This is a genomic window from Actinoplanes xinjiangensis, assembly GCF_003148685.1.
Classification (GTDB): Bacteria; Actinomycetota; Actinomycetes; order Mycobacteriales; family Micromonosporaceae; genus Actinoplanes; species Actinoplanes xinjiangensis.
In genome coordinates, this window is record NZ_QGGR01000020.1 from 107,319 (window position 1) to 133,674 (window position 26,356).

A 26,356-nucleotide genomic window follows, 5' to 3' on the forward strand; every position below is an offset into this window, starting at 1 on the left:
CGACCATTATCGACATGGATGTGCGGTACGACGAGGTTCTTCAGCCGCTGCGCGAGGCGTACGACAACGGTGCGGCCTGGCGCGACGGGATATCCAAGGAGCCGTGGAAGCTGGTGGAGCGCCAGGCGTTCCGCGACCGGCTGGCTCCCGGTGTGCGCCTGCTGGAGGTGGGCGCGGGCACCGGGCAGGACAGCCTGTTCTTCCAGCAGCAGGGCCTGTCGGTGGTCGCGGTCGATCTGTCGCCGGTGATGGTCGGGCATTGCCGGGACAAGGGCGTCGAGGCGCACGTGATGGACTTCCTGCACCTGGACTTCCCGGCCGGCTCGTTCGACGCGGTGTTCGCGATGAACTGTCTGCTGCACGTGCCCAACCGCGACCTGCCCGCGGTTCTGGCGGCGATCCGGGCGCTGCTGCGCCCCGGTGGCCTGCTGTTCGTCGGGGTGTACGGCGGCGCCGAGAGCGCCGAAGGGCCCATCGAGGGTGACCAGCACGTGCCGCCGCGGTTCTTCTCGCGGCGCACCGACGAGCAACTGGCCGGCTTCGCCACGGACGCGGGTTTCGACGTGGTCGACTTCCATCCGGTCGACACCGGGCGCGGGTTCCGGTTCCAGTCCCTCACCCTCGGCGCCGGCGGGTAGACCGGGCGGGTGATCCGGGCCAGTGCCCGCGCGACGGCCGCGGGACGGCCCGCTGCTCGGGTACGGTGCCTCTGATGGCCGGGCGGGAACGGTGGCTGAGCTGGCTGCGCGGTCGCCGCGGCCTGGTCACCTGGTGGGTGCTGATCAGCTGTACCGCGGTCAACGGCCTGGTGGTCGGCTACGGATCCCTGCACTTTCTCCAGTTCAGCCTGAGCCGGGGTGACCACCTGGTCTCCGGCGGCGGGTATGCGGCCGCCGGTGCCGTGCTGGCGGTGGCCGCGGCCGGTGCGGCCGGCTGGCGGGCACCGGTGTCGGTGGTCCTCGGGTCGGCGGTGCTGGCCGTGGGGTCGGCGGCGTGCGCCGTGTGGTCCTTCGGCGTCGCGGCGCGCTTCCCGCCCGATGCCGGCCGGGACGGCCCCTGGGACGGCGTGGGTGGCGTGCTGGCCGGGCCGTGGACGTGGCTTCTGCTGCTGTGCGGCAGCCTCGGGGTGATCCGGCTCATCGGCCGGCGCCGCGGACCCTGAGCCCGCCGCGAACCGACGGGTGCGCCACGGTGCGGCACCCGGTCAACTCCCGGCTTGCGACGGCGGCCAGGGAAGCGACTCCCACCACTGCGGGTGGCGGGTGAGGTGCAGCAGCCGCTCGGCGACGCGGCGGTCGGCCGGCGTGTTGGTCGAACCACCCCACAGCGGGGCGCTGCTGATGCCGTCGGCGGCGGCGACCACCAGGGCCAGGACGTCCTCGGGCAGACCGTCGGCGGCCAGGGCGGCGTCGATGCGCTCGGCGTCGGCCCTGGCCACCTCGGCGACCGCGGGCAGGGTCATCAGCTGGGTGATCAGGGCCAGCGATTCGCGGGCCTCGTCGTCGGTGCCGGACAGCACGGCCCGAATGTAGGCGCGGGTCAGCCGGCCGGGGGCGGTGTCGGCCGGGTCCAGCTCGGCGTCGATGGCGGCCTGGAAGGCGGCCAGCTCGGTGCGGACCAGCGCCGTGATCAGCTCGTCCTTGCTGGCGAAGTGGTAGATCAGGCCGCCCTTGGACACTCCCGCGAAGCGGGCGATCTCGTCCAGGGAGGCGTGGATGCCACGCACCCGGATCGCCTCGGCGGCGGCCGCCAGCAGCGCCCGCCTCGTCTCCTCCGGTGACCGGCCCGCTGTGCGTCCCACGACGACAACCTACCTACGGCCGGGTCGCGCGCGGCGACGGGATCAGGCGCCACGCCAGCAGGGCGGCGGCGAACGTCAGGACCGCCGCGACCACGGACGTGACCTGCATGCCGGCGATGAACGCGTCGCGGGCACCGTCGGCGGCCGGTGACTGCGGGCCCAGCACCTGAAGGGCGGGGCCGAGCGAGTCGCGTACCGTCGCGGTGTCCTCGGCCGACAGGCCGGAAGGGATCGTCACGGTGCTGCGGTAGACGAACGAGACCAGCGAACCGAGGACCGCGATGCCCAGGACGACACCGAGCTCGTTGGCGGCCTCGGTGATCGCCGACACCGAGCCGGCCTTGCGCGGCGGCGCGGCCGACACGATGGCGTCGCCGGTGAGCGTCATCGCCAGCCCGATGCCCAGACCGATGGGCACCAGGGCAAGACCGAGCCAGAGGTACGGTCCATGGGCGGCCGCCGCGACCAGGGCGAGGCCGCCCGCGGCCGTGGCCAGACCGAGGGCGATCGCCCGGCCCCGCCCGAGCCGGGTCACCGCGACGCCGATCAGCGCGACGACCGCGATCGAGGCGATGGTCGCCGGGAGTTCGGCCAGACCGGCCCGCAGCGGGCTGTGGCCGCGGGCCAGCTGCAGGTACTGGGAGAAGAAGAACAGCAGCCCGGTCAGCGCGAAGATCGCGATGACGTTCGCGGCGACGGCTCCGGAGAACGCGGGGGAGCGGAACAGTTCCACGTCGAGCATCGGCTGGTCGAGACGCCGTTGACGCTGGACGAACAGGACACCCGCGGTCACGCCGGCCAGCACGCAGCCGATCGTCACCGCGTCGGCGCCGTGCCCGGCGACGTGCTTGATCGCGAAGACGAGCGGGACGATCGCGGCCATCGACAGCGCCGCCGACAGGACGTCGAAACGGCCCGGCTCGGGGTCGCGGGACTCCGGCAGCAGCAGCCACCCGGAGATCAGGACCCCGACCATCACCGGCACGTTGATCAGGAAGACCGAGCCCCACCAGAAGTGCTCCAGCAGGAAACCGCCGGCCAGCGGGCCGATCGCCGAGCCGGCACCGAACGCGGTGGACCAGATGGCGATGGCGCGGGCCCGCTCGGTGTCGTCGGGGAACAGGTTGCGGATCAGCGACAGCGTCGACGGCATCAGGGTCGCCCCGGCCACCCCGAGCAGCAGCCGGGCCCCGATCAGCTGCTCGGCGCTGGCGGCGAACGCGGCGAGCAGCGACACGGCACCGAACGCGGTCGCGCCCAGCAGCAGGATCCGTCTGCGGCCGAACCGGTCGGCCAGGTTGCCCATCAGCACCAGCAGACCGGCCAGGGCCAGCGAGTAGACGTCACCGATCCAGAGGATCTGCTCGCCGGTGGGCGCCAGGTCGGCGGTCAGCGCCGGCACGGCCAGGGCGAGGACGGTGTTGTCGATGGCGAGCAGGAGCACGGCCGCGGCCAGGACGGCCAGCGCCGCCCACCGGCGCCGGGGTGGCGCGACAGGGGTCGGTGACAGGAGCATGCCGAAACTGTACCGACTGGTCGGTGCAGTTTGCCAGGGGCTGTTCAGGCCAGGTCGAGCAGCTCCGTACCGCCGTCGTGGACCAGCCGGTCGTCCCAGTAGCCGAGCCGGCCGCAGGCCACGCACCGGCTCGTCACGGCCAGGGCCCGAACCGCGTCGCGGCGCCGGGTCAGGGCGAAGCCGACGGCCAGGTTGAAGTCGTCGCTGCCGCAGTCACAGCCCATCAGGGCGACACTGTCGTCCTGGAAGTGTTCGCCACTGCCGGCGATGAAGTGGGTGCCCTCACAACCGCGGCAGTCGCGCCGCACCGCCTGCTGGGGCAGGTCACCGCGGAGGCCGAAGACCTGACCGCCGCAGTCCTTGCACACACACGCCCGCACCTCGTCGACCGGATAGCCGCCGGCGCCCTGCGCCCGTGCGTACCCGATCAGGTCCTCCATGGTCTCGCCGTTCGTCATGGCTGCCATCATGGTCGTCGCCGCCGAGCGGGGTGGCCCCGGTAGGCCGGTCGCGTCGTCGCGGGAGTCGGCCGCCGCCTGGACCGCCATATGGGAGGCCCCACCGGGCCGACGCGAGCCGGCCCGATGCCGTCGACGATTCAACTAGTTTCCTAGGATGCCTTAGGCGGTGCGGCAAGCCGCACCCTTCAATCAGAAGGACGGCTTCGCCGACAACACAAGATCCAGGCAGCGCTGCTGGTGCGGCGGCAACGGGGGTACGGCCGACGGCTCGAACCAGGCCACGTCGGTCGACTCGTCGTCGTTGACGTGGGCGGTACCGCCGGTGGCCCGGCACTGGAGGCCGATCGCGAGCCAGTGGATCTGGTCGCCGTTGGGGGCCACGGAGAGGTCGAGTGCTTCGGCGGAGAGCAGGCGTTCCACGGTGACGTCGAGGCCGGTCTCCTCCCGGACCTCGCGGATGGCGCCGGCGGCCGGTTGTTCGCCCGGCTCGAGGCAGCCGGTGGTCAGGGTCCAGTCACCGGTGTCGGAGCGGCGTACCAGCAGGACGCGGTCGTGGTCGTCGAGGACGACGGCGATGACGCCGGGCAGGGGGAGTGGGTCGTGCCCGATCTTGGCGCGGAGCGCGACGACGAATTCCGGAATGGCCATGGGCGGCACCCTATGCGGGGCGTGCCACGGTCGGATGATCGCCGATCGGGAGGTGTGGGGTGGTCAACAGGCGATGGTTAGGCTCGATCCGGGGTGGAGCGACCGTTTTGCCGCTTTCTAGGAGAGTCACATGCGATCACCAGCGCGTCTACTCGCGGCAGTGTCGGCGGCTGCCGTTCTCGTCCTCGTTCCCGGACCGGCCGCGGCCCGAGCGGTGCATCCGGACCCGGCCGGCGCCAAGGTCGAGGCGCCGGCCCCGCAACCACGACCCGACCTGAAGGGGCAGCGGGTCCGGTGTGAGGGCGGGCCGGCGACGTTCCTCATCGACCCGGAGGGCTACCGGCGCGGCATCCCGACGGCGGCGGTCGGGACGAAGCTGTTCGCGGACAGCATCAAGATCGAGATGTACGGGTGCGATGCGATCTCGTTGGCCGGTTACTTCAGTCAGGACGCGTACCTGGCGCGGCAGGAGCGCTCGTTCAACCTGTTCCTGATCACCAACGGGGTCAGGTACGGCATCGCGAACGCGGCCACGTTCGACGCGTTCCACTTCGACTCGGAGAAGGTCATCGTGCTGTCATCGGCCGAGCTGAAGCGGATCCCGCTGGCCGCGACCTGGCGGATCTGAGCACACTCCCGCCCTCGCAATGGAGATGTCTTCGGCGTCGAGGTCTGCCGTTTCGTAGAGCTCGACGCCGAAGCTTTCCGGAGGGCCTCGGCGTCAGGGTCCGGTTGCTGCACGGCGCGGGGCCGATTCCGCTCCGCCCGCGCGCAGAGGTGACGGGGATGCGGATGGTCGCCCCTCGCGGCTCCATCGGGGTTCGTCGAGACACTGGCTTGATGCGGGACGACTGGATTCATGTCGGGCGGTTGTGGACCAACGGTGAGCAGTTCCTCGCCATCGACAGCGCCGGGCGTGGTGACTGGTGGGGAGACAGCGACGAGGAGTTCGATCGGACTCTGGAGTTGGCGCCGGAGGAGACAGGGCTTTCGGTCGGCATGCGGGCTGCAGCGGTTGGCCGGCGCGACGGCTGCCACTATGTCCCGTCATGGACTATCATCACGAATTCCGGCAGGCAGCGACCGAACTGGGGGTACCGGAGGACGAGTCGGCCCGGTTCGCCGACCTCATCCGGTTTCGGATCCGCGCAGGCGAGCAGCCTGACGGCATTCGTGCCGGACAGTTCGGCGGGCTGCCTCATCTGCCGGCGGGAATGTCGTGGCCGTCCGTATCGCCGGGTGCGCCCCTGGCGTTCATGGCCTCCCTCGATTGCGCGGCGCTGCCGAGGATTGCCGGCTTCGCCCTCCCGGAGGCCGGCTCGCTGCTCTTCTTCCTGGCACCCACGGCGGCGGTCGAGTCCTGTTCCATTGCCGACGAGCAGAAGCTCGCCCGGGTCGTGCATGTGCCCGCGGACGCCGAGACAGTGGCTGCCGAAGCGCCGGTCGACGAGTTCGACGACGAACCTCTGTTCGGCCCGGAACACGACCTCTTCGCCAGGGTGGAGGCGAACCTGCCGGACTGGCTCGACGGGGCCGAGGACGGGCGATCCGACTTCCAGAAACACCTGACCCGGGACATGCCGCACTGCGCCGAACTCATCGCTCTCGTCCAGCGCCTCTGGCCGGGCGAAAAGACCTGGATCGGCGAGGACTTCCTCGTCGGCGGGTATTCCATCTCGGCGCAGAACAGCCCCGAGACGCAGTTGGCGGAGGATGACGAGACAGGTCTTCCGCCCGGCCCCGAACGCCTCTACCGCTGGGCGGAAGCCGAGCACCGGGTGATGCGCGAGTGGGTGCCGCTCGCCCAGTTCTCCGTGCCGAACGAGGAATACATCAAGGGGCGCTTCCTGATTCGCCACGAGGATCTCGCCGCCGGGCGCTTCGACAAGGCGCTGTCCTTCTGCGAGTTCGCCGAGTGAACGAACCCTCCGCCGCCTCAGCGGCCCACGTCGGCAACCACGTCTGCTCACCCCGTGTATGCCCTCGCCTGGCGCTGAGGTAGTCGCGCAGTTCGCCGGGCGCGGGATGCGGGTTCACCCTCGCCGCTTGACGAGAAACCATAGGGACACTCCCGCGCTGACGGTAGCCGGCCTTCTTCGTGCGTAGCGCCGCGATCCCGGCGGCGAGACCGTCACCGGGGCGGGAATCGTTCGCTGAACCCGGCCTGCCCGTTGATCAGCCAACGGTTGGCCGCAGCGTGGTTCTCGGCGCACACGTAGTTCTGGTAGACGTGGCTGATCCGGCCCCGGGTCAACGCCGGCAACGGATCCACCGACGAGGAGATCCCCTGGACGCCGGGGCAGCAGGTCACCATCGCCGCGCTGGTCAGCTCGTTCCCGGACGGCACCGGCTACGCCGACATCCGCTATCGGTATTGACCCACGCGGTCGTGACCCGGCCAGCGATCCGGGTGACCGCGGCGAGTAGCCGGCCTTCCGAGCAGAGCTTTCCACGTGGTGATTGCCGTTTCTCGAGCTTCAGAGAGGGCTGCCGCGGCCCCCGGGCAGGACGCCGCAGTTCCGGCAGGCTCTCAGCGGTCGCCGATCCTCGTCGCCACAGACGAGGCATCGTCCGGCCGGATCGATCCCCGCGGCGCACGCGTCGAGCACCCGGCCCACCACGACAGGTAGCGGCTCGGCCGGATACTTCTGCGGATCGGGGTAGTAGGCGATGGCGTGGTAACCGTACGAATCCCAGGGATGCAGCGTCGCCGGGACGCGCATGCCCGCACGCTTCTGCAGGCGTCGCCGGGTGGCGAAGGCGACCGCCCTCGGCAGCACCAGAGCACAGGCGATCTCGAGTTCGTCGAGTCCCTGGATCAGCGACGGGGAATCGGTGTCGATGTGACCCGGGATGCGGTAGCCGGCCGCGAGGTGGTTCCAGGTGGCGGCGAAGCCGTAGTCGGGTGACCAGCGGCTTCAGCCCGGCGGTGGCCTCGCGGTCGTGCCCCCGCGCCTGCGTTGCCGGGATCAGGCGGGACGGTCTCGTTTTTCGGCGAGGCAGCCTGGTTCGTACATCCTAGGATGGTTTACAGGTTGTGCGGCAAGCCGCACCCATACAAAAACAGAAGGACGGCTTCGCCGACGAACACAGGGTTCGGTAGGGTGTGGTCCGTGACTGCCGGGTCGGCCTTGGGCCATTACCGAGTGGGGCACCCGGCTGACGCGTGATCGCCGGGCGGCCGCCACGGTCGCCTGTTGCCCGCGCTCGTTCGCCGCCTGATCGTTCGTCTCTTCGCGCATGCCGTCGCGTGCGTCTTTCCGTGCTGCACACGCCGTCCGTGATGGATCGGCTGATCTTCTGCTGCCCGCGCCGGGTCGCGGGTTTCTGTGTGGACTACCGAAAGCTGAGAATTTTGAACGATTTCAACTCTTCTGTCATCGCCGAGTTCCGGGCCAATCAGGGCCGGGTCGGTGGGATGTTCGAGGGTGGCCGGTTGTTGCTGTTGACGACGACCGGGGCCCGAAGTGGGCGGCCGCATACCGTTCCGCTGGGTTATCTGCCCGATCAGGACCGGGTTCTGGTGATCGGTTCGAACGGTGGGGCGCCGCGCCGTCCGGCGTGGTTCCACAATCTGCTGGCGCATCCGTTCGCCGAGGTCGAGGACGGTCCGTTCGTGTACGAGGCGGCGGCGACCGTGCTGTCGGGCAAGGAGCGTGACGACGCGTTCGGGCGGGCCGTGGAGCAGGATCCCGGGTGGTCCGATTATGAGCGGCAGTCCGGGCGGGTGTTGCCGGTGGTGGCGTTGCAGGCGGTTCCGGAGGCGGGGCCGCCGCGGTCGGGGCCGGGTGGGCCGTCGTCTCCGGCGGCGGTGCTGCGGTTGGTGCATGGTGCGTTCCGGCGGGAGTTGGAGCTGATCCGGGCCGAGGTGGTGGCGTCGGGGGCGGTGCTGGGGGCGCAGTTGCGGGTGAACTGCCTGACGTTGTGCGCGAATCTGCACGGTCATCATGTGAAGGAGGATCAGGGGCTGTTTCCGATGCTGGAGTATGCGCATCCGGAGTTGGCGCCGGCGGTGGCGGTGTTGCGGGCCGAGCACGGGACGGTGGCGGCGTTGTTGGGCCGGTTGCGGTCGGTGCTGGGGGATCCGGGTCTGTCGCGGGCGGATCTGCTGGCCGCGGTGGATGAGCTGACCGGTGAGCTGATCGCGCATCTGGATCATGAGGAAGCGGTCGTGGACGGGATTCTGTAGGTCGTTGCGGGACCGGGTGTCGTCCGGACGGCACCCGGTCCCGGTGCCCGCGTGCCATGCAAGGGTCAGGGTTGCGGTGTGCGGTATGTCCAGGTGATGGCGGCGGGGCGGGCGCCGTGTTTGAAGCGCGATGCTGGCTCAGTCGCGCGACGGCCCGGGACGAGTACGGCGGGGATGCGTCTAGCGCGGCCTCAGCCCGTCGACCACGATGGTGAGCATGCGGTCGAGCTGAGCGGAGTGTTCGGGTGCGCCGGCCACGGAGAGTGCGCCGGCGAGGAGTCCTCCGACGTCGACCGGGTCGACGTCGCTGCGGAGTTCTGCTGTGCGGGCACCGGCGTCGAGCAGGGTCTGCAGGATTTGTTGGACCTCGTCGCAGACGGGCCCGGTTCCGAATCGGCCGGTGGCGCTCATGGCGACGAGGGCCTCGCTGATGCCTCGCCGTTCGCCTGCCCATTGCGCGAAGCGTCTCATCCAGGCGTGCAGGGCCTCTGCGGGTTGCCGGGTGGCCAGCAGGGTTTGTGCGTCCTCGCGTAGCGGCCGGATCTGGTCGCGGTAGACCTCTTCGACCAGGTCTTCGCGGGTGGGGAAGTGCCGGTAGAGGGTGGCGCTGCCCACGCCGGCGCGTTTGGCGATGGCATCCAGGGAGATGGCGCGTCCGGAGGCGAAGACCTCGGCGGCGGTGGCGATCAGGTGCTCGCGATTGCGGCGGGCGTCGGCACGCAGGGTGGCTGGTGGTAGTGCCGGTGAAGGTGGCATGAGGTGCGGTGGCCTTCGGTGTCGGCGATCGGGGTTCGGGCGGGGCGATTCGGGGACCTCCCCGCTTCAGTGTACGGTGGGGTAACCGGGGAGGTCCCCGGTTGCCTGCGACACTCCACTCACCCATTCGCAAGAGGTCTTCATGCCCACAGCGCTCATCACCGGCGGCACCACCGGCATCGGCCGCGCCACTGCCGAACTCCTGCACGCCCGGGGCTACCACGTTGCCCTCACCGGCCAGAACCCCGACTCCCTCGCCGCCGCGCGGCGCGAACTGCCCGACGACGTCGTCATCGTGCGGGCCGACGCGCGGGTGACCGCCGACACCGACGCTCTCGTGGAGACCGTCTCGCAACGCCTTGGCCGCCTCGACCTGCTCTTCCTCAACGCCGGGGTCTTCCGCCCCGCGCCCGTGGGCGACGTGAGCGAGGAGTCGTTCGACGACCACGTCGCCGTCAACTTCAAAGGCCAGTACTTCACCCTGCAGAAGGCCCTGCCGCTGCTGAACGACGGCGGGTCGATCGTGCTCACCGTCGGCGTCGGGGCCCGCCGTGGCACTCCCGGCGCCACGGTGGGCGCCGCCACGCGCGGTGCCCTGCTCGCGATGCTGCCCTCCCTCGCCCTCGAACTGGCACCGCGCCGGATCCGCGTCAATGCCGTGAGTCCCGGAGCCACCGACACCTCGCTGTTCGACAAGCTCGGCGTCGGCCCCGCCGGACGGGACGCCTTGCGCGCGACCATCCCGTTCCAGCGCTTCGGATCCAGCCGTGAGGTCGCGGAAGTCGTCGCCTTCCTCGCCTCCGACGCCGCCGGTTACGTCACCGGTCAGGACGTCGCCGTCGCCGGTGGCTACGGGCTCGGTGCCTGAAGTACCGCACCGCCGACCACGTAACCCCTCGAACTCCAGGAGAACCCCGTGACCCTCACCCTCGACACCTACCGCCAGCTCGGGCGTTCCGGCCTGCGGGTCTCACCGCTCGCCCTGGGCGCCGCGACCTTCGGCAACGACTGGGGCTGGGGCGCTGAGCAGGACGAAGCGCGCAGGTTGTTCGACCTCTACGTCGAACGTGGTGGGAACTTCATCGACACCGCCGTCACCTACACCAACGGCACCTCCGAACGCATGCTGGGCGAGTTCGCCCAGGACCGGCGCGACAGTCTGGTGCTGGCCACGAAGTACACGACCCTGCGCCGCCCGGACGATCCCAACTCCGGCGGTGCGAGCCGCAAGAGCCTCTTCGGTGCGGTCGAGACCAGCCTGCGACAGCTGGGTACCGACTACATCGACCTGCTCTACCTGCACGTGTGGGACTCCACCACTCCGGTGGAGGAGATCCTCCGCGGTCTCGACGATCTCGTGCGACAGGGCAAGGTCCTGTACGTGGCCATCTCCAACACCCCGGCCTGGCAGATCGCACGCCTGCAGACCATCGCCGACCTGCGCGGCTGGGCACCACTGGTGGCGCTGCAGCTGGAGTACAACCTGATCGAACGCACCGGGGAACGTGACCTGCTCCCGATGGCCCGGGAGCTGGGACTGGGAACCGTCCTGTGGTCGCCGCTGGCGGGAGGGGTCCTGACCGGCAAGTACAGCCGTGCGGACCTCACCGCGTCGTCGCCGGCCGACGGTGAAAGCGCTCGCAAGAGCTTCAACGTGGCCCTCGGTGGTGTGACCGAGCGCAGCCTCGCCATCGTGGACGTGGTCAAGGAGATCGCCACCGAACTGGACCGCACCCCGGCTCAGGTCGGGCTGGCCTGGACCCTGCAGAATCCGGACGTCACCGCGCCGGTCCTCGGTGCCCGGACCGTCGGCCAGTTGCGGGAGAACCTCGGAGCTCTGGAGGTCGACCTCACTGCGGGGCAGGTGGCCCGGCTGAACGCGGTCAGCGCGATCGACCTCGGCTTCCCCCACGCCATGCTGGCCAGCGACCACATCCGCGTCCAGACCCGCGGCGACCTGAAGATCCAGGCACGCGCGTGACGACACGGCCGGCGGCAGGGGAGGTGCCCCTGGCGCCGGCCGTGCTTCGAAAGAGTCGGCTGCCGCCCGCACCGACGCTCAGGCACTCAACCCCAAGATCACCGCTAGCGCCGGTTTGCGTGGCGATGTTGCTCAAGGCCCTGGTCGGCGATCTGCGGATAGACGGGGTCGAGGAGCGGGCCGAGCGGGTCGGGACAGACGCACGGCCAGGGCCTGGGCCGTGGTGGCAGCAGTTGTTGCGGCAGGATCTGCTGGTCCCACTTCGGCGCGGGCTCGTAGTGCGTGACGACCCGGTTCGACGGCCGGTATGGCGCGATGGTCAGGTCCGGCGGCGGGTCGGCGGCCAGGGCGGCCGCCGGTGTGAGCAGCAAGGCGGCCGCGGCGAGTCCGGTCACGATGGCGGTTCTGTGCATGGGAGACCTCCTGATGGTCGGCGGAAATGCGGTGCCATCGAGAAGGGTGGCCCTGCGTGACGGCTGCGGGGCCGGTTTCGGGGTGGTGTGGGCCGGCCGGTGGTGGTGGTCGGGCCGTGCGGGTGGAGGCCGGCGCTGTTCGGGCGGGGGTGTCAGGGCCGGACGTAGACGGTGCTGAGCCGGGCGGGGCGGAAGCCGTTGGCCTGGTAGAAGGCGGCGGCGGGGGTGTCGCGGCCGGTCAGCAGGTACCAGTGGGTGACGGTCGGCATCTGGGCGGTGAGGTCGGCGAGCAGGCGGGTGCCGATGCCCTGGCGCTGGTGTTCGGTGCTGACGCACATCTCCTGGAGCAGGAAGTGGTCGGCGGATCCGTAGCGTTCGAGGTGGCCGATGGCGAAGCCGGTGAGGGTGCCGTCGGGGGCGGTGGCGTGGGCGGCGTGGGCGCGGGGTGTGGTGAGCATGTCGTGCAGGCGGCGGGTGGCGTCGGGCAGGTGCCAGGTCTCGTTCCACGGCGGCCGGGTGAACGTGTCGACGTAGAGGCGGGCGGCCGCGTCGAGGTGGTCGAGCATGGTCCGAGGGTAAGGGTGGGGTGGGCGACTTGTACGGTCGGGTGGTGCCGGGTCGGATCATTGTGCTCAACGGGGCGTCGAGTTCGGGTAAGAGCAGTGTGGGGCGGGCGATGTTGGGGTTGCTGGCCGATCCGTGGTTCCTGTTCCCGGTGGATGATCTCGGGGCGATGCGGTCGACGGTGCACACGCGGGTTCTCGACGATGCGGGGATCGCGGCGATGCTGACGCGGACGCGGCGGGGCTATCACCGGGCGGTGGCGGGGCTGGCGTCGGCCGGCAATGACGTGATCATGGACTATCCGCTGAGCGAGGCGTGGCGGCTGGCGGACCTGCTCGACGTCCTGCGCGGGTTCGATGTGACGCTGGTCGAGGTGCGGTGTTCGCCGCGGGAGCTGGCGCGGCGGGAACGGGCGCGCGGTGACCGGCCGGTGGGGCTGGCGGTGTCGCAGACGCTCGTCTACGAGCACGGTGACCGGGACATCGTGATCGATACGACGCGGACCGGTGCGCTGGATGGTGCGCGGCAGGTCGTGGCGGCGCTGGACACGGTGGCGGTGCCGAAGGCGTTCGAGCGGTTGCGTCAGAGGTGAAGGGTCCACCCGTGGTGGTGGGTCAGGCGGGTGACCGTCAGTGGGGCGATGGCGAGGCGGTGGGCGTTGCCGGGTGGCAGGTCCAGGGCGGCGGCGGCGATGAGGCGGATGACGAGGGGGTGGGCGATGGCCGTACCCCTGGTGGTGGTCTGTCGTTGCAGCCATGCGGCGAGCCGGGCGCCGGCGGTGAGCAGGGATTCGCCGCCGTGGGGTGCGGCTGCCGGGTCGGTGAGGAATTGTTGCAGGCCGTCGGGGTCGACCTGGTCGAGGGTGCGGCCGGTCCAGGTGGCGAAGTCGGGTCCGGCCAGGGCCGGGGTTTCGGCGATGCCGGGGGCGCCGAGCAGTTCGGCGGTCTGCCGGGGGGCGTGGCCGGGTGCGACGAGCCATGGTCCGTCGTCGGGGGGGAACAGGCGGGCCTGGAGGGTGGGGGAGTCGCGGAGGGCGCGGGTGGCGTTGCGGCCGGCTTCGTCGAGGGGGTCGTCGCCGCCGAACACGGCCCGCCGTAGGGCGGGGGTGTGTCCGGCGGCGATCAGCCGTAGCGCGTTCACGCGGTGGTGACGGGCTCCGTGGCGGTCTGCCGGTGGCCGGTGGTGAGGCGGCTGAGCAGGCCGGCGAAGGTCAGGCCCAGGGCGGTCCACAGGACGGTCTGGGTGCCCAGTGACGAGATCCGGAAGTCCCACAGCAGGGTGGCCGGGAAGTCGGCGGGGACTTCCCGGAACGTCGGCAGCAGCGTGTAGGCGATCGTGACGACGATCAGGAACGCGGCGGTGCCGGCGGCGGCGCGGCGCCACTGGTGTGACTGGGTGCGGGCGGCGAGGACACCGGCCCAGACCGCGACCAGGCCCAGGACGACGACGGCCAGCCAGGCGTACGTGCGCTGGTCGATGGTGTCGGGGTTGCCGACGGCCGGTGGGTTCGGTGGGTATTTCAGGAACGGCACCAGCACGATGCCGGTCAGGGCGGCGCCGGCGAGCCCGAACGCGGCCTGGGTGTCGCTGCCGGTACGCAGGTGGCGGCGCAGGACGGTGTAGGCGGTGGCGAGGATGCCGCCGAACGCGACGCCCATGAGGGCGGTGGCCAGCAGCAGGCCGGCGGTGCTCTGCACGTCACGGTCGACGAGTGGGTCGTCGGTGGTCTCGCCGGCGGGTGCCGCGGCCTCTTCGATGGCGATGGCCGCGTTGATGTGCGGTTCACCGACCAGGTAGGCGAAGCCGCCGGCGAGCAGGCCGGCGGCGAGGCCGGCCAGCAGGCCGCGGAGCAGGAGCTGGATGTAGCCGGGCCGGTGGTTCAGTGGCACGGGACACCGAGCAGGTGACGGCCGTCGTGCATGAGTTCGTGCAGGTACATGCCGCTCTGGGAGAGGGCGCCCTGGTCGAAGGCGACGAGGTAGGCCAGCAGGAGCATGAGGCCGGTGAAGCCGGCGGCGGTGGCGAGGAGCTTGCCGGAGACCGCGGGCGTGGTGAGGGTCTGTGCCTTGGGCATGGTGGAGTGTTCCTCCTACGGGATGACGCGTCCCGATCGATGGGGCCTGCGGCACGTGAGCGTCCTGACTCACCGGCCCCCTGGCTGGGGGCCCGTTCACAGTGGCGCGACCGCACCGGACTCTCACCGGTTTCCCTCACACACCGCAGATTGGCTGTTCTCAACCTAACGGCCGGGGTACCGGTGGCACAACCGGGCACCGGTAGCATCCACGCCGGTCACTGTGGTGCGGGGGTGGTGTTCGGTGCGGGTGTTCGCGGCGGTCGTGGTGGGTGTGCTGGCCGGGGCGGTGGCGCCGGTGGGTGCGGCGGTGGCGGCGCCGTGTCTGGGTGCGGGTGCTGCGGCCTCGGGTGTGCCGGCCGAGCTGCGGGCGTATGCGCCGGCGCGGCTGGCGGGTCTGGCGACCGGTGTCGGGGTGCGGGTGGCGGTGATCGACTCCGGGGTGGATGTGCGTAATCCGCAGCTCAAGGGTCAGGTGGCGGCGGGCCGGGATCTGTTGCACGGTGCTGCGGACGGCCGGCGTGACTGTGTGGGGCACGGTACGGCGGTCGCCGGGATCATCGCGGGCCGCCCGGCCGGGGTGGGTGGGGTGCAGGGCTTGGCGCCGGGGGCGACGATCATCCCGGTGCGGGTCAGTGAGGACACCGATGCCGACGGCCGGCAGCAGACGCGGTCGCGGTCGAGTGCCGATGCGTTCGCGGCCGCGATCACGTGGGCGGCGGGGCCGGCGAACGCCGACGTGATCAACATCTCGCTGGTGATGCCGGATCCGGATCCGGCGGTGCGCGACGCGGTGGCGGCGGCGGTGCGTTCGGGGGTGGTCGTGGTCGCGGCGGCCGGTAACGGCGGCGCCGAGGCGGGAGTGGCGTATCCGGCCGGGTTCCCGGGGGTGGTCGGGGTGGGTGCGGTCACGCCGGACGGGGTGCTGGCCGACTATTCGCAGCCGGGCCCGCATGTGGACATCGCGGCGTTCGGTGATCAGGTGACCGCGCTGGCGCCGGTGCGGGGGCACCGGGCGGTGCAGGGGACCAGTTTCGCGGCGCCGTTCGTGTCGGCGACGGCGGCGCTGCTGCGGGAGCGGTTCCCGGCCGACAGTGGTGCGCAGATCGTGGCCCGGTTGCTGCGGTCGGCGGATCCGGCGCCCGGTGGGGTCCGCAGTGCCCGGTACGGGGCGGGTCTGTTGAATCCGTATCGGGCGTTGACGGAGGAGGCGGGGCCGGTGGTGGCCGCGGCACCGGCGGTGTCGGCGGTGCCGGTGGCGGTGGCCGGGCGGGGGCCGGCGTGGGAGCGGGCCGGGGTGTTCGCCGCCGGTGGTGCCGGGCTGGCGGTGGTGGCGGGTCTGGTGGCCGCGGTGGCGGCGCGGGGCCGCAGGCGGGGCTGGCGGGCTGCCCACGACACCCCTGGTCATGATCAAATGCCGGGATGATGTGGGACACCGTCACCGACGCCCTGAGCCGCCTCTACCCCCGGGCGCAGCCGTGGCACGTGACCTATCCGGCTGAGGGGTTCGCGTTGTCGGCGGCGTCGGCGTATCCGGCGCACGGGCACTGGCATTTCGTGTCGTACGGGCTGGGTGAACGACACGGGTTCGAGTTGACCGTCCGGGTGGCGCGCGGCGCGGAGCAGCAGCCGCCACAGTGGCCGTTCCTGTTGCTCAATCAGGTCGCCGGGTTGGCGGTCGCCGCGGTGGAGCCGTTCGAGGAGGGGCAGTGGGCCGATCTGGGGGCGCCGATCACCGGGTATCCGCACACCGACGGTCCGCCGACCGGGCTGAGCGTGGTGATCCTGGCCGGTGACCCGGAACTGGGTGACCGGTTCCTGCAACTGGTCGGGGTGACGGCCGCGGAGGCGCTGGCCGGTGAGGTCGACAGCGATGATCCGCTGCTGGTGACCGACGTGTCGCGGGCCTGAACCGGGGGTCACCCGTGCGGCGACGGTGCTGGCCTACGACGGGGCCGGGTCCCTAGGGTGGACGGATGTCCACCGAGATCAGTGACCTCCTCGAACGCGCGGTGCCGCCGGTCACCGGCCTGGTCGCCGGGGTCCGTGACGAGCAGCTGCCGCAGGCCACGCCGTGCGCCGCATTCCAGGTCCGGGATCTGCTCAACCACCTGTTCCAGGTGACCCGCAATTTCCGGCTGCTCGCCGGCCGCGAACAGGTCGACTGGAGTGTCACCCCGGACGCGGTCACCGGCGACTGGCGGCAGACGTTCGCCGGTGACGCCCGCACCATGATCGCGGCGTGGTCGGATCCGCAGGTCCTCGACGGGGTCTCCCCGGGGATGGGGCTGCCGCAGCGGACCCTGGGGCTGATGATGGTCGTCGACATGGTCGTGCACGGCTGGGACCTGGCGCAGGCGACCGGGCAGCCGTATCAGGTCGACGAGGCGCTGCTGGCGGCGGCGGCCGAGTTCCTGGACACCATGGGCGACATGGGCCGCACGATGGGCGCGTTCGGCCCGGAGATCACGGTCGCCGCCGGTACCGGCCGGTTGGGGCGGCTGCTGGCGCGCACCGGCCGGGATCCGCTGTGGCGGCCGGTCTGATGCGGCTGCTGATCCTCGGGGGAACCGGTGGGCTGGGCCGGGAACTGGCCCGCCGCGGTGGTCCGCACGTCATGGCGGCGGGCAGCCGCGACGCGGACCTGCGCGATCCGGTCCAGGTCCGGTCGCTGGTACGGCGGGTGCGCCCGGATGTGATCGTCAACGCGGCGTACCGGCAGGACGACTGGGCGGTCACCGCGGACGGGGCCGCGCATGTGGCGCTGGCTGCCGTGTCGTCCGGGGCCAGGCTGGTGCACGTGTCCAGCGATGCGGTGTTCTCCGGGGCGTCCGGCCGCTACGACGAGAGCTGTCCGCCGGTCCCGGCGACGATGTACGGGGCGGCGAAGGCGGCCGCCGAGACGGCGGTGCGGGCGGTGGATCCGGGTGCGGTGATCGCGCGTACGTCGCTGATCGTCGGCGGCCCGCAGACGGTGATCGTCGCCCGCGTCCACGCCGGAGGGGTGTTCTTCACCGACGACGTCCGCTGCCCCGTCCACGTCAGTGATCTGGCCGCCGCGTTGCTGGAACTCGCGGTGTCCGGCCGGGCCGGGGTGCACCATGTGGCCGGCGCCGACGCGGTGAGCCGCTACGAGCTGGCGCGGTTGATCGCCGGCCGCGACGGGCTGGACGTCTCGACGGTGACGGCCGGGACCCGGGCGGGTGCCGGGTTGACCGGCGCCGCCGACGTGCGCCTGGACAGTACCGCCACCCAGGCGGTGCTGAACGTGGTGTTGCGCGGCGCGCGGAGCTTCCTCAGCCCCGCCAGCGGGCGGGGGTGAGGCCGTACTCGCTGCGGAACCGTTTGATGAAGTAGGAGGCGTCGGGATAGCCGCAGCGGCGGGCCACCGTCGCGACCGGCAGGTCGGTGTCCGACAGCAACCGGCACGCCTCCTGCAGACGCCGTTGGGTGATCCACTGCTGCACCGTCCGGCCGGTCCGGCGGCGTACCACAGTGGTCAGGTGACCCGGTGTCAACGCGACCGCGGCGGCGACATCGGCCAGCGACAACACGCCACGGAACCGGTCCTCGATGACGTCGAGGACCGCGGCGAGCAGCGGCTCGTCGGGGGAGCGGGCCGACAGGCGGCCCGCCGCCACCAGCAGCAACGTCACGTGGGCCAGCGCGGCCTGGGGATAGCCGTCGCGGCGGGCCGACAGTTCGGCGTCGAGGTCGGCGAAGCGGCGCAGCCAGTCGTCGCGGTCCGCGGCCGGGACGTGCAGCCGCTGCGCCCGGTCGGCGCCACTGGCGAACGGGAACAGCAGCGGATGCGAGCGCCACGACACCGACGCCGACCGGACCACGTCGGCCGGGAACCACACCACCCACCCGTCGACCGGTCTCGCCTCGACCGCCACCACCTGTCCCGGTGCCAGCACGAACAGGTCACCGTCGGACACCGTCCACGGGCGGTCGTCGATGGTCACGGTCACCTGTGCCCGGTGTGCGTAGAACAGCACCAGGAAGTCGTGGGCGTGGCTGCCGCCGTGAACCGGATGGCCGGGCAGCCGGGCCACCGCGATCGACGGGTGGCCCGGCTGCCGGGGGAACCCCACCAGCGGAACCGAGGATCGTCGCATCATGGCCGAGGATTCACCATAGGGGCCGGTCGGCATGGGGCTGATGCTAGAGACATGACCAAACTTCGTCATACCCCCGACGGTGACTATCTGCCCGGGATGGGCCGGCACTGGCTGATGCCGCTCTACGACCCGCTCAGCCGGCTGCTCGGTGCGGGCCGGCTGCACCGGGAACTCCTCGACGCCGCCGCGGTCCGGGCCGGGCAGCGGGTCCTGGAGATCGGCTGCGGTACCGGCAACCTGCTCACGGCGCTGGCACGGCGTACGCCCGGCATCGACGCGGTGGGCATCGACCCGGACCGGGCGGCGCTGCGGCGTGCCCGACGTAAAGCCGCCCGCGGCGCTCTGGCGATCCGTTACGAGTACGCGTTCGCCGCCGATCTGCCGCTACCCGACGGCGGCGTCGACGTGGTCCTGTCGTCGTTGATGCTGCACCACCTCGACGAACCCGGGCGCGGCCGGGCTCTGGCCGAGGTGCGGCGGGTGCTGGCGCCCGGCGGCCGGCTGCACATGCTCGACTTCACCGGCGACGGATTCGGCGCCGGCACGCTGGCCGCCGCGGGTTTGCGTGACGCCACCGAGACCGGCCGCGGGCGCCTGCACCGGATGCGGTATGTGATCGTGCGCGCCGACCGCTGAAACCGGCACCCGGCCTCGGGAGGAACCGGCAGGACACGAACGCGGCGACGTCCGGCCCTGATCGGTCGACCGTCGGTGAGTCAGAGGGGATCTGCTTCGCGTTCGGTCAGGAGGCGGCGTAGCCGGGCGAGCCGGGTCGCGAGGGCCAGCGCCTCCTGTTCGGTCATGCCGAGGTTGCCGGGTGCGTTCAGCGCGACGATCGCGGGCCAGACGCCGTCGAGGGCATCGCGGCCGGCGTCGGTGACCGTCAGCCGGGACGGGCGGCCGCGGCCGCTGGCGGTTCCGTCGATGAGTCCTCGTTGTTGCAGCTTGTCGACGGTGGCGGTGAGGGCCTGCGGCCGCAGGTGAAGTTGCCGGGCGATGTCCGCCCGCGTGATGCCGGGCTCGTCGTTGACGCACGCCAGCACCCCGAACTCGGGTGTGCTGATGCCGGCGGCCTCGACGGCCCGGTCGACATGCCGGGCGGCGACGCGGGCCGTCTGGTGCAGTTCCCACAGCAGCAGCGTGAGGCCGGGGTCGCCGGCGGACCGGGCAGCGGCGGTCATCGCTGGTCGGCATAGCGCCACGCGCCGCATGCGCCCGCGGCGTCGATCAGGGGGCGGGCCAGGAGTTGGGCCGGTCGATGCCGCAGCGCGTTGATGACGCGCAGGGGACCGAGTGATTCACGTACCGCCGATCGTGCCCGCGGCCCGAGGCGGCGTTGATACCGGGCCAGGACCTCGGCCAGGGGCGCCCCTCGACGGTGGTCGTCGAGGGCCCGGGCGAGGTCGGCGGCGTCGCAGATGGCGGTCGAGGCGCCACGGCCGCCGGTGGGCGGCATCGCATGGATCGCGTCGCCGAGCGCCGTGACGGTGCCGGGCGTCCAGCCGGCGATCGGTGCGTCCGGGTCGGCCGCGCGGAACCGGAACGCCGCGGTACGGGGTGCCTCGGAGCCGGACACCCGCTCGCGCAGCCACGGCGACCAGCGGTCGAGCAGAGCCGCCGCTTGAGGTACCAGCGCTGCGGCCGGGGCGTTGCGGGGCAGGGTGAGGCGGGAGCTTCTGGTGATCGTTCCCCAGATGAGTGCCGGCTCGCCGAGCAGACCCGCGATCGTGGGGTGCGCCGCCGACGGGTGCGGCGGGTGATGAAGCGAGAGGAACACGGCGGTGCCGTCCGGCCCGAACGCCAGGGCCGGGCCTCGCCGGAGGTAGCCGGGCGGCTCGGCGTCGCCCAGCGGGGCCCAGCCGGCGATTCCGGTGATCCCCAGGTCGCGGGTGGGTGACCGGCCGAGCAGCGAGGCGACGACCGCGGAGTCGGCGCCGTCGGCCGCGACGACCAGGTCACCGTCGATCTGTGATCCGTCGGTGAGCGTGACGGCTGCGCCGTGCCGATCCTGTGCCACCGTGCGGACGGTCGAGCCGAACCTGATGGTGGCGGCGATGTCGCGGGCGAGCAGCACCCGCAACACCTGACGGTGCGCCAGGATCCGGTCCTGGCCGGGCGGCTCGGCAGCGACGACGATCGGCCGCAGGCGAGGGTCGGCGATCGTGAACTGCTCGAACGCGGTGCCGGTGTCCGACACCGCACGGATCTCGTGCAGCAGCGCAGCGGGCAGCAGTGTCGCGAGGGCCCGGCAGGCGTCGTCGTTGATGCTGATGCGGTAGCCGCCGGTGTCGGCTGCGGTCGCGTCCCGCTCGAGCACGACGACCTCCGCATGACGGGACAGGGCGTGCGCCAGCGCCAGCCCGCCGATCCCGGCGCCACAGACGACGATCCTCACACCCGCCACGGTATCAACACATTGATACCGTGGCCGGTGTGAGACAGGTGCGGTAGGGCCGCATGATGTCCGCATGGTCGATATCGATGTGACGGTGCGGCGGGCCGGCGACCGCGACGTGCCCGCCCTGGCCGGGCTGCGCTGGCGGCGGGCCACCCAGGACCACGGCTACCAGGGCGACGACCGCGACGCGTTCGTGGCGGCGCTGGGCGAGTGGATGCGCGGGCACCCCGGGCATCGGGCGTTCGTGGCCGAGGTGGGCGGGGAGGTCGTCGGGATGGCGTGGCTGGCCGTCGTCGACCGGGTGCCCACCGCCGACCGGTACGTCCGGCGCGGCGGTGACGTGCAGTCGGTGTTCGTCGTACCCGAGTTACGCGGCCGGCGGGTCGGTGCCCTGCTGATGTCGGCCGTGCTGGACGAGGCCCGCCGTCTGGAGCTGGAACACGTGACGGTGCACTCCAGCACCCGGGCGGTGGCGTTCTACACGCGTAACGGCTGGAGCCACGATCCGCAGTGGCTCAGCTGGGCGGCCGGGCACTGACCGGTGCGCCTGCGGTCAGGGTCTGCAGGTGCGCCGCCCGCCGGCGCAGCAGCCGCCGCAGGTACGGGGCCAGCACCAGCCGGGTCACCACGGCGCCGAGCGGGCCCAGCGGTGCGGCGATCGTCATCCGGTCGGTCATCGTCGTGCCCGTGCCGGCCGGGGTGAACAGGTGCTCGTGGCGCAGCAGCCGGAACGGTCCGTGGACCTGCTCGTCGACGAACCGGTGCGGCCGCTGGTAGGCGGTGATCCGGCTGGTCATGCGCCAGCGGATCCCGAAATGCCGGGCCCGGAAGGTGACCTCGTCACCGAGCAGCAGCTGCCGCCGGCCGTCGCGGGTCACGGCGCTCTCGTCGCTGTCGTGCTGGGACGCGGCGTGCACGTCCACGTCGAGTTTCAGGTCGAACACCCGCGGCGGGGCGGCGCCGACGGTCGAGACGACCTCGATGGTGACCGGCATGCACCGCAGACTACGGGCCCGGCCCGGTCAGGACTTGCGGTGGTCGAGGTCGCGGGTGTGGGCGGTGATCCAGCGGGCGTCGCGCCGGTACAGCAGCACGTGGTCGGCCAGGTGCGGGCTGTGGGTTTCGGTGAATACGGCCAGGTCGTGCAGCCGGTCGACGGCGACGCGCAGCACCTCGGCCGGCTGCGGGCCGCCGGCACCGTAGGTGTCGCACAGCAGCCGCAGCCGCCGGGCCCGTTCGGTGATCCCGTTGTCGACGGCCTCGGTGTTGGCCGGATCGGTCAACGGCACCAGCCGGTACGCCAGATAGGCCAGATCCCACACCCGTGGCCCGGGTGACGCGGTGTCCCAGTCGATCACCCCGGTCAGTTCGTGGCCGGTGAAGACCATGTTGTACGGGGCGAAGTCGTTGTGGCACACCACCTCGGCCGGTTCGTGGACCGGGATCCGCCAGATCGCGCCGGTCAGGTCGAACCCGGCGGTCACCGCGTGCAGCTCGGCCATCGCCCGGGCCGCGGTGACCAGCACACGATCGGCCCACACCCAGTCCGGCAGGTCCGCGTTCAGGACGGTGCCCGGCAGGTAGGACACGCTGTCGCGGCCCGCACTGTCGGTACCGAACGGCTCCGGCACCCAGGTCAGGCCGTGATCGCGCAGGTGGCGCAGCAGCCGCTGCACCGTGGGGGTCCAGACGCCGCCGGTGCGGCGCACCGTGTCACCGGCGCGGACCGCGCCACCGAAGTTCCCACCGGACAAAAGCTGCTCAGACATCGGGAAAGTATCGCCGAAGCGACAGCACGCTGGCCGAACGGGTGAGCGTTGAACCCGGAAGTGCCATCGGTGAATATTGAAGGACAACTTAACGAAGGGTTATGGTGACCGCATTGAACATTGACGGGGGCGGTACACGACAAATCCACGGGGAAGCAAAGATCAATTCTGCAGGTGAAGTCCCGGCCCCGGTATCGGTGAAGGGACGACAATGCCATGCGCACATTTCGCGCATTGATAGCGGCTTGCCTTTTTTCGGTCTCATTTCTGGCCGGCGGCCCGGTCTCCGGTGCGACGGCCGCCCCGCCGCCACCGCACGATCACCGCGCCCACGGGCACACCGCCGCCGAGGACGACGCCGAACACCGGGCGCAGGACCTGGTCGGGATGCCGCTGCGGGAGATCGAGAAGACCACGGCGCAGAACGCCGAACGCATCGAACGCCAGACCGGCCTGCGGCCGGGCCGGGCCCGGGCCGGTGCCCGCGCCGACGCCGACCCGGGCGTGTCCGGCCGGTGGAGCCCGGTGGTCGACACCACCGTGGTTCCGGTGTTCACGGCGGTGCTGCCCAACGGCAAGGTCCTGATCTGGGACTCCGTCGGGGACAAGCCCGCCGAGACCTATCCGGCGCACGACTTCACCCGGGCGATGGTGTGGAACCCGGTCGACGACACCCAGAAACGCGTCGACCTTCAGGGCACCAACCTGTTCTGCGCCGGGTTCGCGCACCTGCCCGACGGCAACATTCTGGTCGCCGGCGGGAACGCCAACGCGCAACTGGCCGGCACCGTGCGGACCTACGTGTTCGACTGGCGCAGCGAAACGTGGACCCGCGGCCGTGACATGGCCGCCGCCCGCTGGTACCCGTCGGTGACGGAAATGGCGAACGGTGAACAGGTCATCATCGGCGGCGGTCCGGCGACCGCCGAGGTCTACCAGACGAACGGCGTTATTCGCCCCTTGCCGAACTTCACCAAATACAGCGCGCGGATCTATCCGTTCATGATTTCCCGGCCCGACACACAATTGGGCCTTTTCGGTCCCACCAACCCGGGATATACGATCACCACGACCGGGAACGGGGCGATCACCGGAACTGCCGCCCGCGATTCGATCAATCGTGACTACGGCAGTTTCTCGACCTTCGACATCGGCCGGACCCTGGTCGTCGGCGGGGGCAGCATCACCGAGGACGGCGTCGCGAAACGGCCCACCCGTACCGCGGTGATCCTGGACGCCACCAAGGGCCTGACCCCGGCGGTCACCACCACCGCGTCGATGTCGGCCGGCCGCCGTCAGCACAACGCCACTGTGCTGGCCGACGGCTCGGTGCTGGTCACCGGCGGCATGAGCAGTACCGCCGTCAACGGCCTGGTCGACCTCAATGCCGCCGTCACCACCGCCGAACTGTGGAACCCGGTCACCGGCCAGTGGACGGTGCTGTCCGCCGCCGACCGGATCCGGCAATACCACTCCACGGCCGCGCTGCTGCCCGACGGGCGGGTGCTGACCGGCGGCGGCGGGATCTGCGCGGCCTGCATGAGCGCCGGCTACCTGGAGAAGAACGTCGAATACTTCAGCCCGCCCTACCTGTTCAAGAAGGACGGCAGCGGTGAACCCGCCGACCGGCCGGTGATCAGCGCCGCCCCGGCGAGCGTCGGGATCGGTGCCGCCTTCACCGTCACCAGCGCGCAGGCGGCGTCCATCGCCAAGGTCGGCCTGGTCGGGTTCGGCGACGTCACCCACAGCGTCGATCAGGGGCAGCGCTACATTCCGCTGAAGTACACGGTCTCCGGAACCACCCTGACGGTCACCGGCCCACCGACCGGCGGGGTGGCACCACCCGGCCACTACATGCTGTTCGTCACCGACACCGCCGGGGTGCCGTCGGTGGCCCGCACGGTGCAGGTCGCCAAGGCGCCGGCCCCGCTGATGAGCCCGCTGAAGAACAGCACCGGCAAATGCGTCGACATCCCCGGTTCGGCGTTGACCGCCCGCACCTACCTGCAGACCTACACCTGCAACAACAGCAAGGCGCAGGCGCTGACCCGGTTCACCGACAACACGCTGCGGGTGTTCGGGATGTGCGCGGACGTGCCGAGCAGCAACTACGTCAGCGGGCAGCGGATCTGGCAGTACGGCTGCAACGGCACCGGGGCGCAGCGCTGGCAGTTCGGTGCCGACGGCACGGTCCGGCCGGTGGGCAACACCGGTCTGTGCCTGGCCGCGGCGGCCACCACCAACGCCGCGCAGGTCACCATCGTCACGTGCAGCGGGGCGGCGCTGCAGAAGTGGACGTGGTGACCTATTCGGTGAGGATCGGCGGCCGGGTGTGCCAGGTCGCCATCCGTACCACCGCGAAACCCAGCGACTCGTAGAGAGGGCGGCCCGCCTCCGTCGCGACCAGCGTGAACACCTGGTCGGGGCGGGCCGCGATCGCCGCCGACAGCACCGCCCGGCCCAGACCCCGCGACCGGTGTTCGGCCAGGGTGGCCAGCCAGTACAGGCCGGTGGCGTGCCCGTCGTCGTAGGTGTAGGCCGCGGCGGCCGGGGCCCCGTCGTCGTAGGCCAGCCACACCCGCCAGCCGGGCAGCCGCAGCACCCGCGGCGGCAGCGCCTGCCCGCGGACCCACGGTTGCAGCTGCGGGAACGGGAAACCGTCGACCATGACCCGTTCCGCGGCGGCCAGCGTGTCCGGGTCGCGGACCTCGACCACCGGCACCGCCGGGGCCTTCAACCCGCCGGGCGGGCGGTCCATCACCGGCATGCACACCGCCCGCGAATTCGGGAACACCGGCGGCGCGTCCGGGCTGGTGAAGACGTCCTCGACGACGACCCGGCTCTGCAGGGCCATGCCGGCGACCTCGGCGACCGTCGCGGTGGTCGGCGGCTGCCGCAGGATCACCCGGGTCGAGCCGGGCCGGTCCACCCGCAGCAGCCGCTCGTCGAGGCGGGCCGTCGGGAACAGAGCGGTCCACATGGCCGCGGCATTCCGCAGGTAGATCACGACCGGCAGGGTAGCCGATCACACTGCCGTGACGAGCCCGATGATCCGGTCGACATACCGTCGGCGTAGCTCCGGGGTGCCCGGCACCAGCTCCGGGGTGGCGTGGGCGAGCTGCGCATGTCCCAGGTAGGTACTCACCGCGATCAGCGCACGGTCGGCGGCTTCGTCCGGGTCGAGACCGAGACCTTCGAACAACTGCGCGGTGTACGCCAGGCGCCGCTGCGTCACCCGGGCCAGTACCGGGGCGACGTGCGGGTGGTCGGCGGTGGCGAGCATGGCCAGTTCGATCGCGTCGGCGCCGGGGATCGCCGTCGACTCGATCACCGCGCCGATCAGGGTCCGCAGTCTGGCCTGCGGATCCGGTTCGGCCTCGACCATGGTGATGACCGCGTCGGTGTGGTCGGTCTCCCAGCGTTGCAGCGCTGCCTCGATCAGCGCGTCGCGGTTGGCGAAATGCCAGTAGAAGCTGCCCTTGGTCGCCCCGAGCGCCGCGGCCAGCGGTTCGACGGCGACGGCGGCCAGACCGCCGCGCGCCATCGCCTCCAGTGCGGCGCCGGTCCAGTCGGCGACAGTGAGCCTGGTCGCTGGGGGCTTGCGGGCGCGGCGTTCAACCATCTCCATACGGTACGGTACGGCGAAACATACGCCACCGTAT

Annotated in this window: 34 protein-coding genes and 1 riboswitch; of the genes, 15 read left to right on the plus strand and 19 right to left on the minus strand. The window is 71.5% G+C overall.

Annotated elements, in window-relative coordinates:
- Positions 1-5 precede the first annotated feature (5 nt).
- Together BC793_RS34290 and BC793_RS34295 are read left to right on the plus strand one after the other, a co-directional pair.
- Positions 6-638: a class I SAM-dependent methyltransferase gene (locus BC793_RS34290; RefSeq protein ID WP_203896463.1), complete on the plus strand. Its 633-nt coding sequence runs from the start codon at positions 6-8 to the stop codon at positions 636-638.
- A 74-nt stretch (positions 639-712) separates the two neighbouring features.
- Positions 713-1,162: a hypothetical protein gene (locus BC793_RS34295; protein WP_109600149.1), complete on the plus strand. Its 450-nt coding sequence runs from the start codon at positions 713-715 to the stop codon at positions 1,160-1,162.
- A 42-nt stretch (positions 1,163-1,204) separates the two neighbouring features.
- Here the strand turns inward: BC793_RS34295 and BC793_RS34300 are convergent, their stop codons facing one another.
- The 4 genes from BC793_RS34300 to BC793_RS34315 form a co-directional block, all read right to left on the minus strand.
- Complete coding sequence (locus tag BC793_RS34300; protein ID WP_109600151.1) at positions 1,205-1,801, minus strand: TetR/AcrR family transcriptional regulator; 597 nt, start codon at positions 1,799-1,801, stop codon at positions 1,205-1,207.
- Between the two features lie 13 nt (positions 1,802-1,814).
- Positions 1,815-3,317, minus strand: coding sequence for an MFS transporter (locus BC793_RS34305; protein WP_109600153.1), 1,503 nt, complete (start codon positions 3,315-3,317; stop codon positions 1,815-1,817).
- Between the two features lie 44 nt (positions 3,318-3,361).
- The gene (locus BC793_RS34310) at positions 3,362-3,775 is read right to left on the minus strand and encodes a hypothetical protein (protein WP_146246574.1); all 414 of its coding nucleotides are present in this window, start codon (positions 3,773-3,775) and stop codon (positions 3,362-3,364) included.
- A 192-nt stretch (positions 3,776-3,967) separates the two neighbouring features.
- The gene (locus BC793_RS34315; protein ID WP_109600156.1) at positions 3,968-4,426 is read right to left on the minus strand and encodes an NUDIX hydrolase; all 459 of its coding nucleotides are present in this window, start codon (positions 4,424-4,426) and stop codon (positions 3,968-3,970) included.
- 130 nt (positions 4,427-4,556) lie between these two features.
- On the opposite strand from BC793_RS34315, the gene BC793_RS34320 reads away from it, so the two are divergent.
- Positions 4,557-5,054: a hypothetical protein gene (locus BC793_RS34320; protein ID WP_146246575.1), complete on the plus strand. Its 498-nt coding sequence runs from the start codon at positions 4,557-4,559 to the stop codon at positions 5,052-5,054.
- Positions 5,055-5,475: 421 nt separating this feature from the next.
- Positions 5,476-6,345, plus strand: coding sequence for a DUF1963 domain-containing protein (locus tag BC793_RS34325; RefSeq protein WP_109600160.1), 870 nt, complete (start codon positions 5,476-5,478; stop codon positions 6,343-6,345).
- A gap of 212 nt (positions 6,346-6,557) precedes the next feature.
- On the opposite strand, the gene BC793_RS34330 is transcribed toward BC793_RS34325, so the two are convergent.
- Together BC793_RS34330 and BC793_RS34335 are read right to left on the minus strand one after the other, a co-directional pair.
- Complete coding sequence (locus BC793_RS34330; RefSeq protein WP_109600162.1) at positions 6,558-6,773, minus strand: hypothetical protein; 216 nt, start codon at positions 6,771-6,773, stop codon at positions 6,558-6,560.
- A gap of 130 nt (positions 6,774-6,903) precedes the next feature.
- A complete protein-coding gene (locus BC793_RS34335) occupies positions 6,904-7,149 on the minus strand; it encodes a hypothetical protein (protein WP_146246576.1) in 246 nt (81 codons plus the stop codon).
- A gap of 443 nt (positions 7,150-7,592) precedes the next feature.
- Between BC793_RS34335 and BC793_RS34340 the strand changes: the two genes are divergently transcribed.
- Positions 7,593-8,615 (plus strand): nitroreductase/quinone reductase family protein, encoded by a 1,023-nt coding sequence (locus tag BC793_RS34340; RefSeq protein WP_239170439.1) that lies wholly within the window; start codon positions 7,593-7,595, stop codon positions 8,613-8,615.
- Between the two features lie 180 nt (positions 8,616-8,795).
- On the opposite strand, the gene BC793_RS34345 is transcribed toward BC793_RS34340, so the two are convergent.
- A complete protein-coding gene (locus BC793_RS34345; protein WP_109600166.1) occupies positions 8,796-9,371 on the minus strand; it encodes a TetR/AcrR family transcriptional regulator in 576 nt (191 codons plus the stop codon).
- A 142-nt stretch (positions 9,372-9,513) separates the two neighbouring features.
- Here BC793_RS34345 and BC793_RS34350 point away from each other — a divergent pair, with 142 nt between their 5' ends.
- Both BC793_RS34350 and BC793_RS34355 read left to right on the plus strand, forming a co-directional pair.
- Positions 9,514-10,239, plus strand: a complete 726-nt coding sequence (locus BC793_RS34350) for an SDR family oxidoreductase (RefSeq protein ID WP_109600168.1) — start codon at positions 9,514-9,516, stop codon at positions 10,237-10,239.
- Between the two features lie 48 nt (positions 10,240-10,287).
- Positions 10,288-11,352, plus strand: a complete 1,065-nt coding sequence (locus BC793_RS34355) for an aldo/keto reductase (RefSeq protein ID WP_109600170.1) — start codon at positions 10,288-10,290, stop codon at positions 11,350-11,352.
- A 104-nt stretch (positions 11,353-11,456) separates the two neighbouring features.
- Here the strand turns inward: BC793_RS34355 and BC793_RS34360 are convergent, their stop codons facing one another.
- Complete coding sequence (locus tag BC793_RS34360; protein ID WP_109600172.1) at positions 11,457-11,765, minus strand: hypothetical protein; 309 nt, start codon at positions 11,763-11,765, stop codon at positions 11,457-11,459.
- Between the two features lie 152 nt (positions 11,766-11,917).
- Entirely contained in the window at positions 11,918-12,331 is a 414-nt protein-coding gene (locus BC793_RS34365; RefSeq protein WP_109600174.1) for a GNAT family N-acetyltransferase, read from the minus strand.
- A gap of 44 nt (positions 12,332-12,375) precedes the next feature.
- On the opposite strand from BC793_RS34365, the gene BC793_RS34370 reads away from it, so the two are divergent.
- The gene (locus BC793_RS34370) at positions 12,376-12,921 is read left to right on the plus strand and encodes a chloramphenicol phosphotransferase CPT family protein (RefSeq protein ID WP_170167309.1); all 546 of its coding nucleotides are present in this window, start codon (positions 12,376-12,378) and stop codon (positions 12,919-12,921) included.
- On the opposite strand, the gene BC793_RS34375 is transcribed toward BC793_RS34370, so the two are convergent.
- The 3 genes from BC793_RS34375 to BC793_RS34385 are packed head-to-tail and all read right to left on the minus strand — an operon-like array spanning position 12,912 to position 14,403.
- Positions 12,912-13,469, minus strand: a complete 558-nt coding sequence (locus tag BC793_RS34375) for a histidine phosphatase family protein (protein WP_203896456.1) — start codon at positions 13,467-13,469, stop codon at positions 12,912-12,914. The genes BC793_RS34370 and BC793_RS34375 overlap by 10 nt on opposite strands.
- Entirely contained in the window at positions 13,466-14,218 is a 753-nt protein-coding gene (locus BC793_RS34380) for a CbtA family protein (RefSeq protein WP_109600176.1), read from the minus strand. The genes BC793_RS34375 and BC793_RS34380 overlap by 4 nt, the downstream gene beginning before the upstream one ends.
- Positions 14,209-14,403: a CbtB domain-containing protein gene (locus BC793_RS34385; protein WP_109600178.1), complete on the minus strand. Its 195-nt coding sequence runs from the start codon at positions 14,401-14,403 to the stop codon at positions 14,209-14,211. Before BC793_RS34385 ends, BC793_RS34380 begins: the two co-directional genes overlap by 10 nt.
- Positions 14,404-14,462: 59 nt before the next feature.
- Positions 14,463-14,538: riboswitch (cobalamin riboswitch) on the minus strand.
- Positions 14,539-14,647: 109 nt separating this feature from the next.
- Between BC793_RS34385 and BC793_RS52465 the strand changes: the two genes are divergently transcribed.
- From BC793_RS52465 to BC793_RS34405, 4 genes are all read left to right on the plus strand, one after another.
- Positions 14,648-15,829 carry a S8 family serine peptidase gene (locus BC793_RS52465; RefSeq protein WP_275416272.1) on the plus strand — a complete coding sequence of 394 codons (1,182 nt, stop codon included), beginning with the start codon at positions 14,648-14,650 and terminating at the stop codon, positions 15,827-15,829.
- The gene (locus BC793_RS34395) at positions 15,826-16,314 is read left to right on the plus strand and encodes a suppressor of fused domain protein (RefSeq protein ID WP_109600182.1); all 489 of its coding nucleotides are present in this window, start codon (positions 15,826-15,828) and stop codon (positions 16,312-16,314) included. Before BC793_RS52465 ends, BC793_RS34395 begins: the two co-directional genes overlap by 4 nt.
- A gap of 65 nt (positions 16,315-16,379) precedes the next feature.
- Complete coding sequence (locus BC793_RS34400; RefSeq protein ID WP_109600184.1) at positions 16,380-16,949, plus strand: TIGR03086 family metal-binding protein; 570 nt, start codon at positions 16,380-16,382, stop codon at positions 16,947-16,949.
- Positions 16,949-17,725 (plus strand): SDR family oxidoreductase, encoded by a 777-nt coding sequence (locus BC793_RS34405; RefSeq protein WP_109600295.1) that lies wholly within the window; start codon positions 16,949-16,951, stop codon positions 17,723-17,725. Before BC793_RS34400 ends, BC793_RS34405 begins: the two co-directional genes overlap by 1 nt.
- Here BC793_RS34405 and BC793_RS34410 read toward each other — a convergent pair.
- A complete protein-coding gene (locus BC793_RS34410) occupies positions 17,700-18,527 on the minus strand; it encodes a helix-turn-helix transcriptional regulator (RefSeq protein ID WP_239170440.1) in 828 nt (275 codons plus the stop codon). The genes BC793_RS34405 and BC793_RS34410 overlap by 26 nt on opposite strands.
- A 51-nt stretch (positions 18,528-18,578) precedes the next feature.
- On the opposite strand from BC793_RS34410, the gene BC793_RS34415 reads away from it, so the two are divergent.
- Positions 18,579-19,163 (plus strand): class I SAM-dependent methyltransferase, encoded by a 585-nt coding sequence (locus BC793_RS34415; protein WP_109600186.1) that lies wholly within the window; start codon positions 18,579-18,581, stop codon positions 19,161-19,163.
- An 80-nt stretch (positions 19,164-19,243) separates the two neighbouring features.
- On the opposite strand, the gene BC793_RS34420 is transcribed toward BC793_RS34415, so the two are convergent.
- Both BC793_RS34420 and BC793_RS34425 read right to left on the minus strand, forming a co-directional pair.
- A complete protein-coding gene (locus BC793_RS34420; RefSeq protein WP_158319444.1) occupies positions 19,244-19,708 on the minus strand; it encodes a MarR family winged helix-turn-helix transcriptional regulator in 465 nt (154 codons plus the stop codon).
- Entirely contained in the window at positions 19,705-20,922 is a 1,218-nt protein-coding gene (locus BC793_RS34425; RefSeq protein ID WP_158319445.1) for an FAD-dependent oxidoreductase, read from the minus strand. Before BC793_RS34425 ends, BC793_RS34420 begins: the two co-directional genes overlap by 4 nt.
- A gap of 73 nt (positions 20,923-20,995) precedes the next feature.
- Here BC793_RS34425 and BC793_RS34430 point away from each other — a divergent pair, with 73 nt between their 5' ends.
- The gene (locus tag BC793_RS34430; protein ID WP_109600192.1) at positions 20,996-21,463 is read left to right on the plus strand and encodes a GNAT family N-acetyltransferase; all 468 of its coding nucleotides are present in this window, start codon (positions 20,996-20,998) and stop codon (positions 21,461-21,463) included.
- Here BC793_RS34430 and BC793_RS34435 read toward each other — a convergent pair.
- A complete protein-coding gene (locus BC793_RS34435) occupies positions 21,441-21,920 on the minus strand; it encodes an SRPBCC family protein (protein ID WP_109600194.1) in 480 nt (159 codons plus the stop codon). The genes BC793_RS34430 and BC793_RS34435 overlap by 23 nt on opposite strands.
- Positions 21,921-21,947: 27 nt before the next feature.
- Positions 21,948-22,694 (minus strand): phosphotransferase enzyme family protein, encoded by a 747-nt coding sequence (locus tag BC793_RS34440; RefSeq protein ID WP_109600196.1) that lies wholly within the window; start codon positions 22,692-22,694, stop codon positions 21,948-21,950.
- A 216-nt stretch (positions 22,695-22,910) separates the two neighbouring features.
- Here BC793_RS34440 and BC793_RS34445 point away from each other — a divergent pair, with 216 nt between their 5' ends.
- Positions 22,911-24,998: a galactose oxidase-like domain-containing protein gene (locus BC793_RS34445; RefSeq protein WP_109600198.1), complete on the plus strand. Its 2,088-nt coding sequence runs from the start codon at positions 22,911-22,913 to the stop codon at positions 24,996-24,998.
- Between the two features lies 1 nt (position 24,999).
- Here BC793_RS34445 and BC793_RS34450 read toward each other — a convergent pair whose 3' ends face one another.
- Both BC793_RS34450 and BC793_RS34455 read right to left on the minus strand, forming a co-directional pair.
- Positions 25,000-25,701, minus strand: a complete 702-nt coding sequence (locus BC793_RS34450) for a GNAT family N-acetyltransferase (protein WP_109600200.1) — start codon at positions 25,699-25,701, stop codon at positions 25,000-25,002.
- A gap of 18 nt (positions 25,702-25,719) precedes the next feature.
- Entirely contained in the window at positions 25,720-26,316 is a 597-nt protein-coding gene (locus BC793_RS34455) for a TetR/AcrR family transcriptional regulator (protein WP_239170441.1), read from the minus strand.
- Positions 26,317-26,356 lie beyond the last annotated feature (40 nt).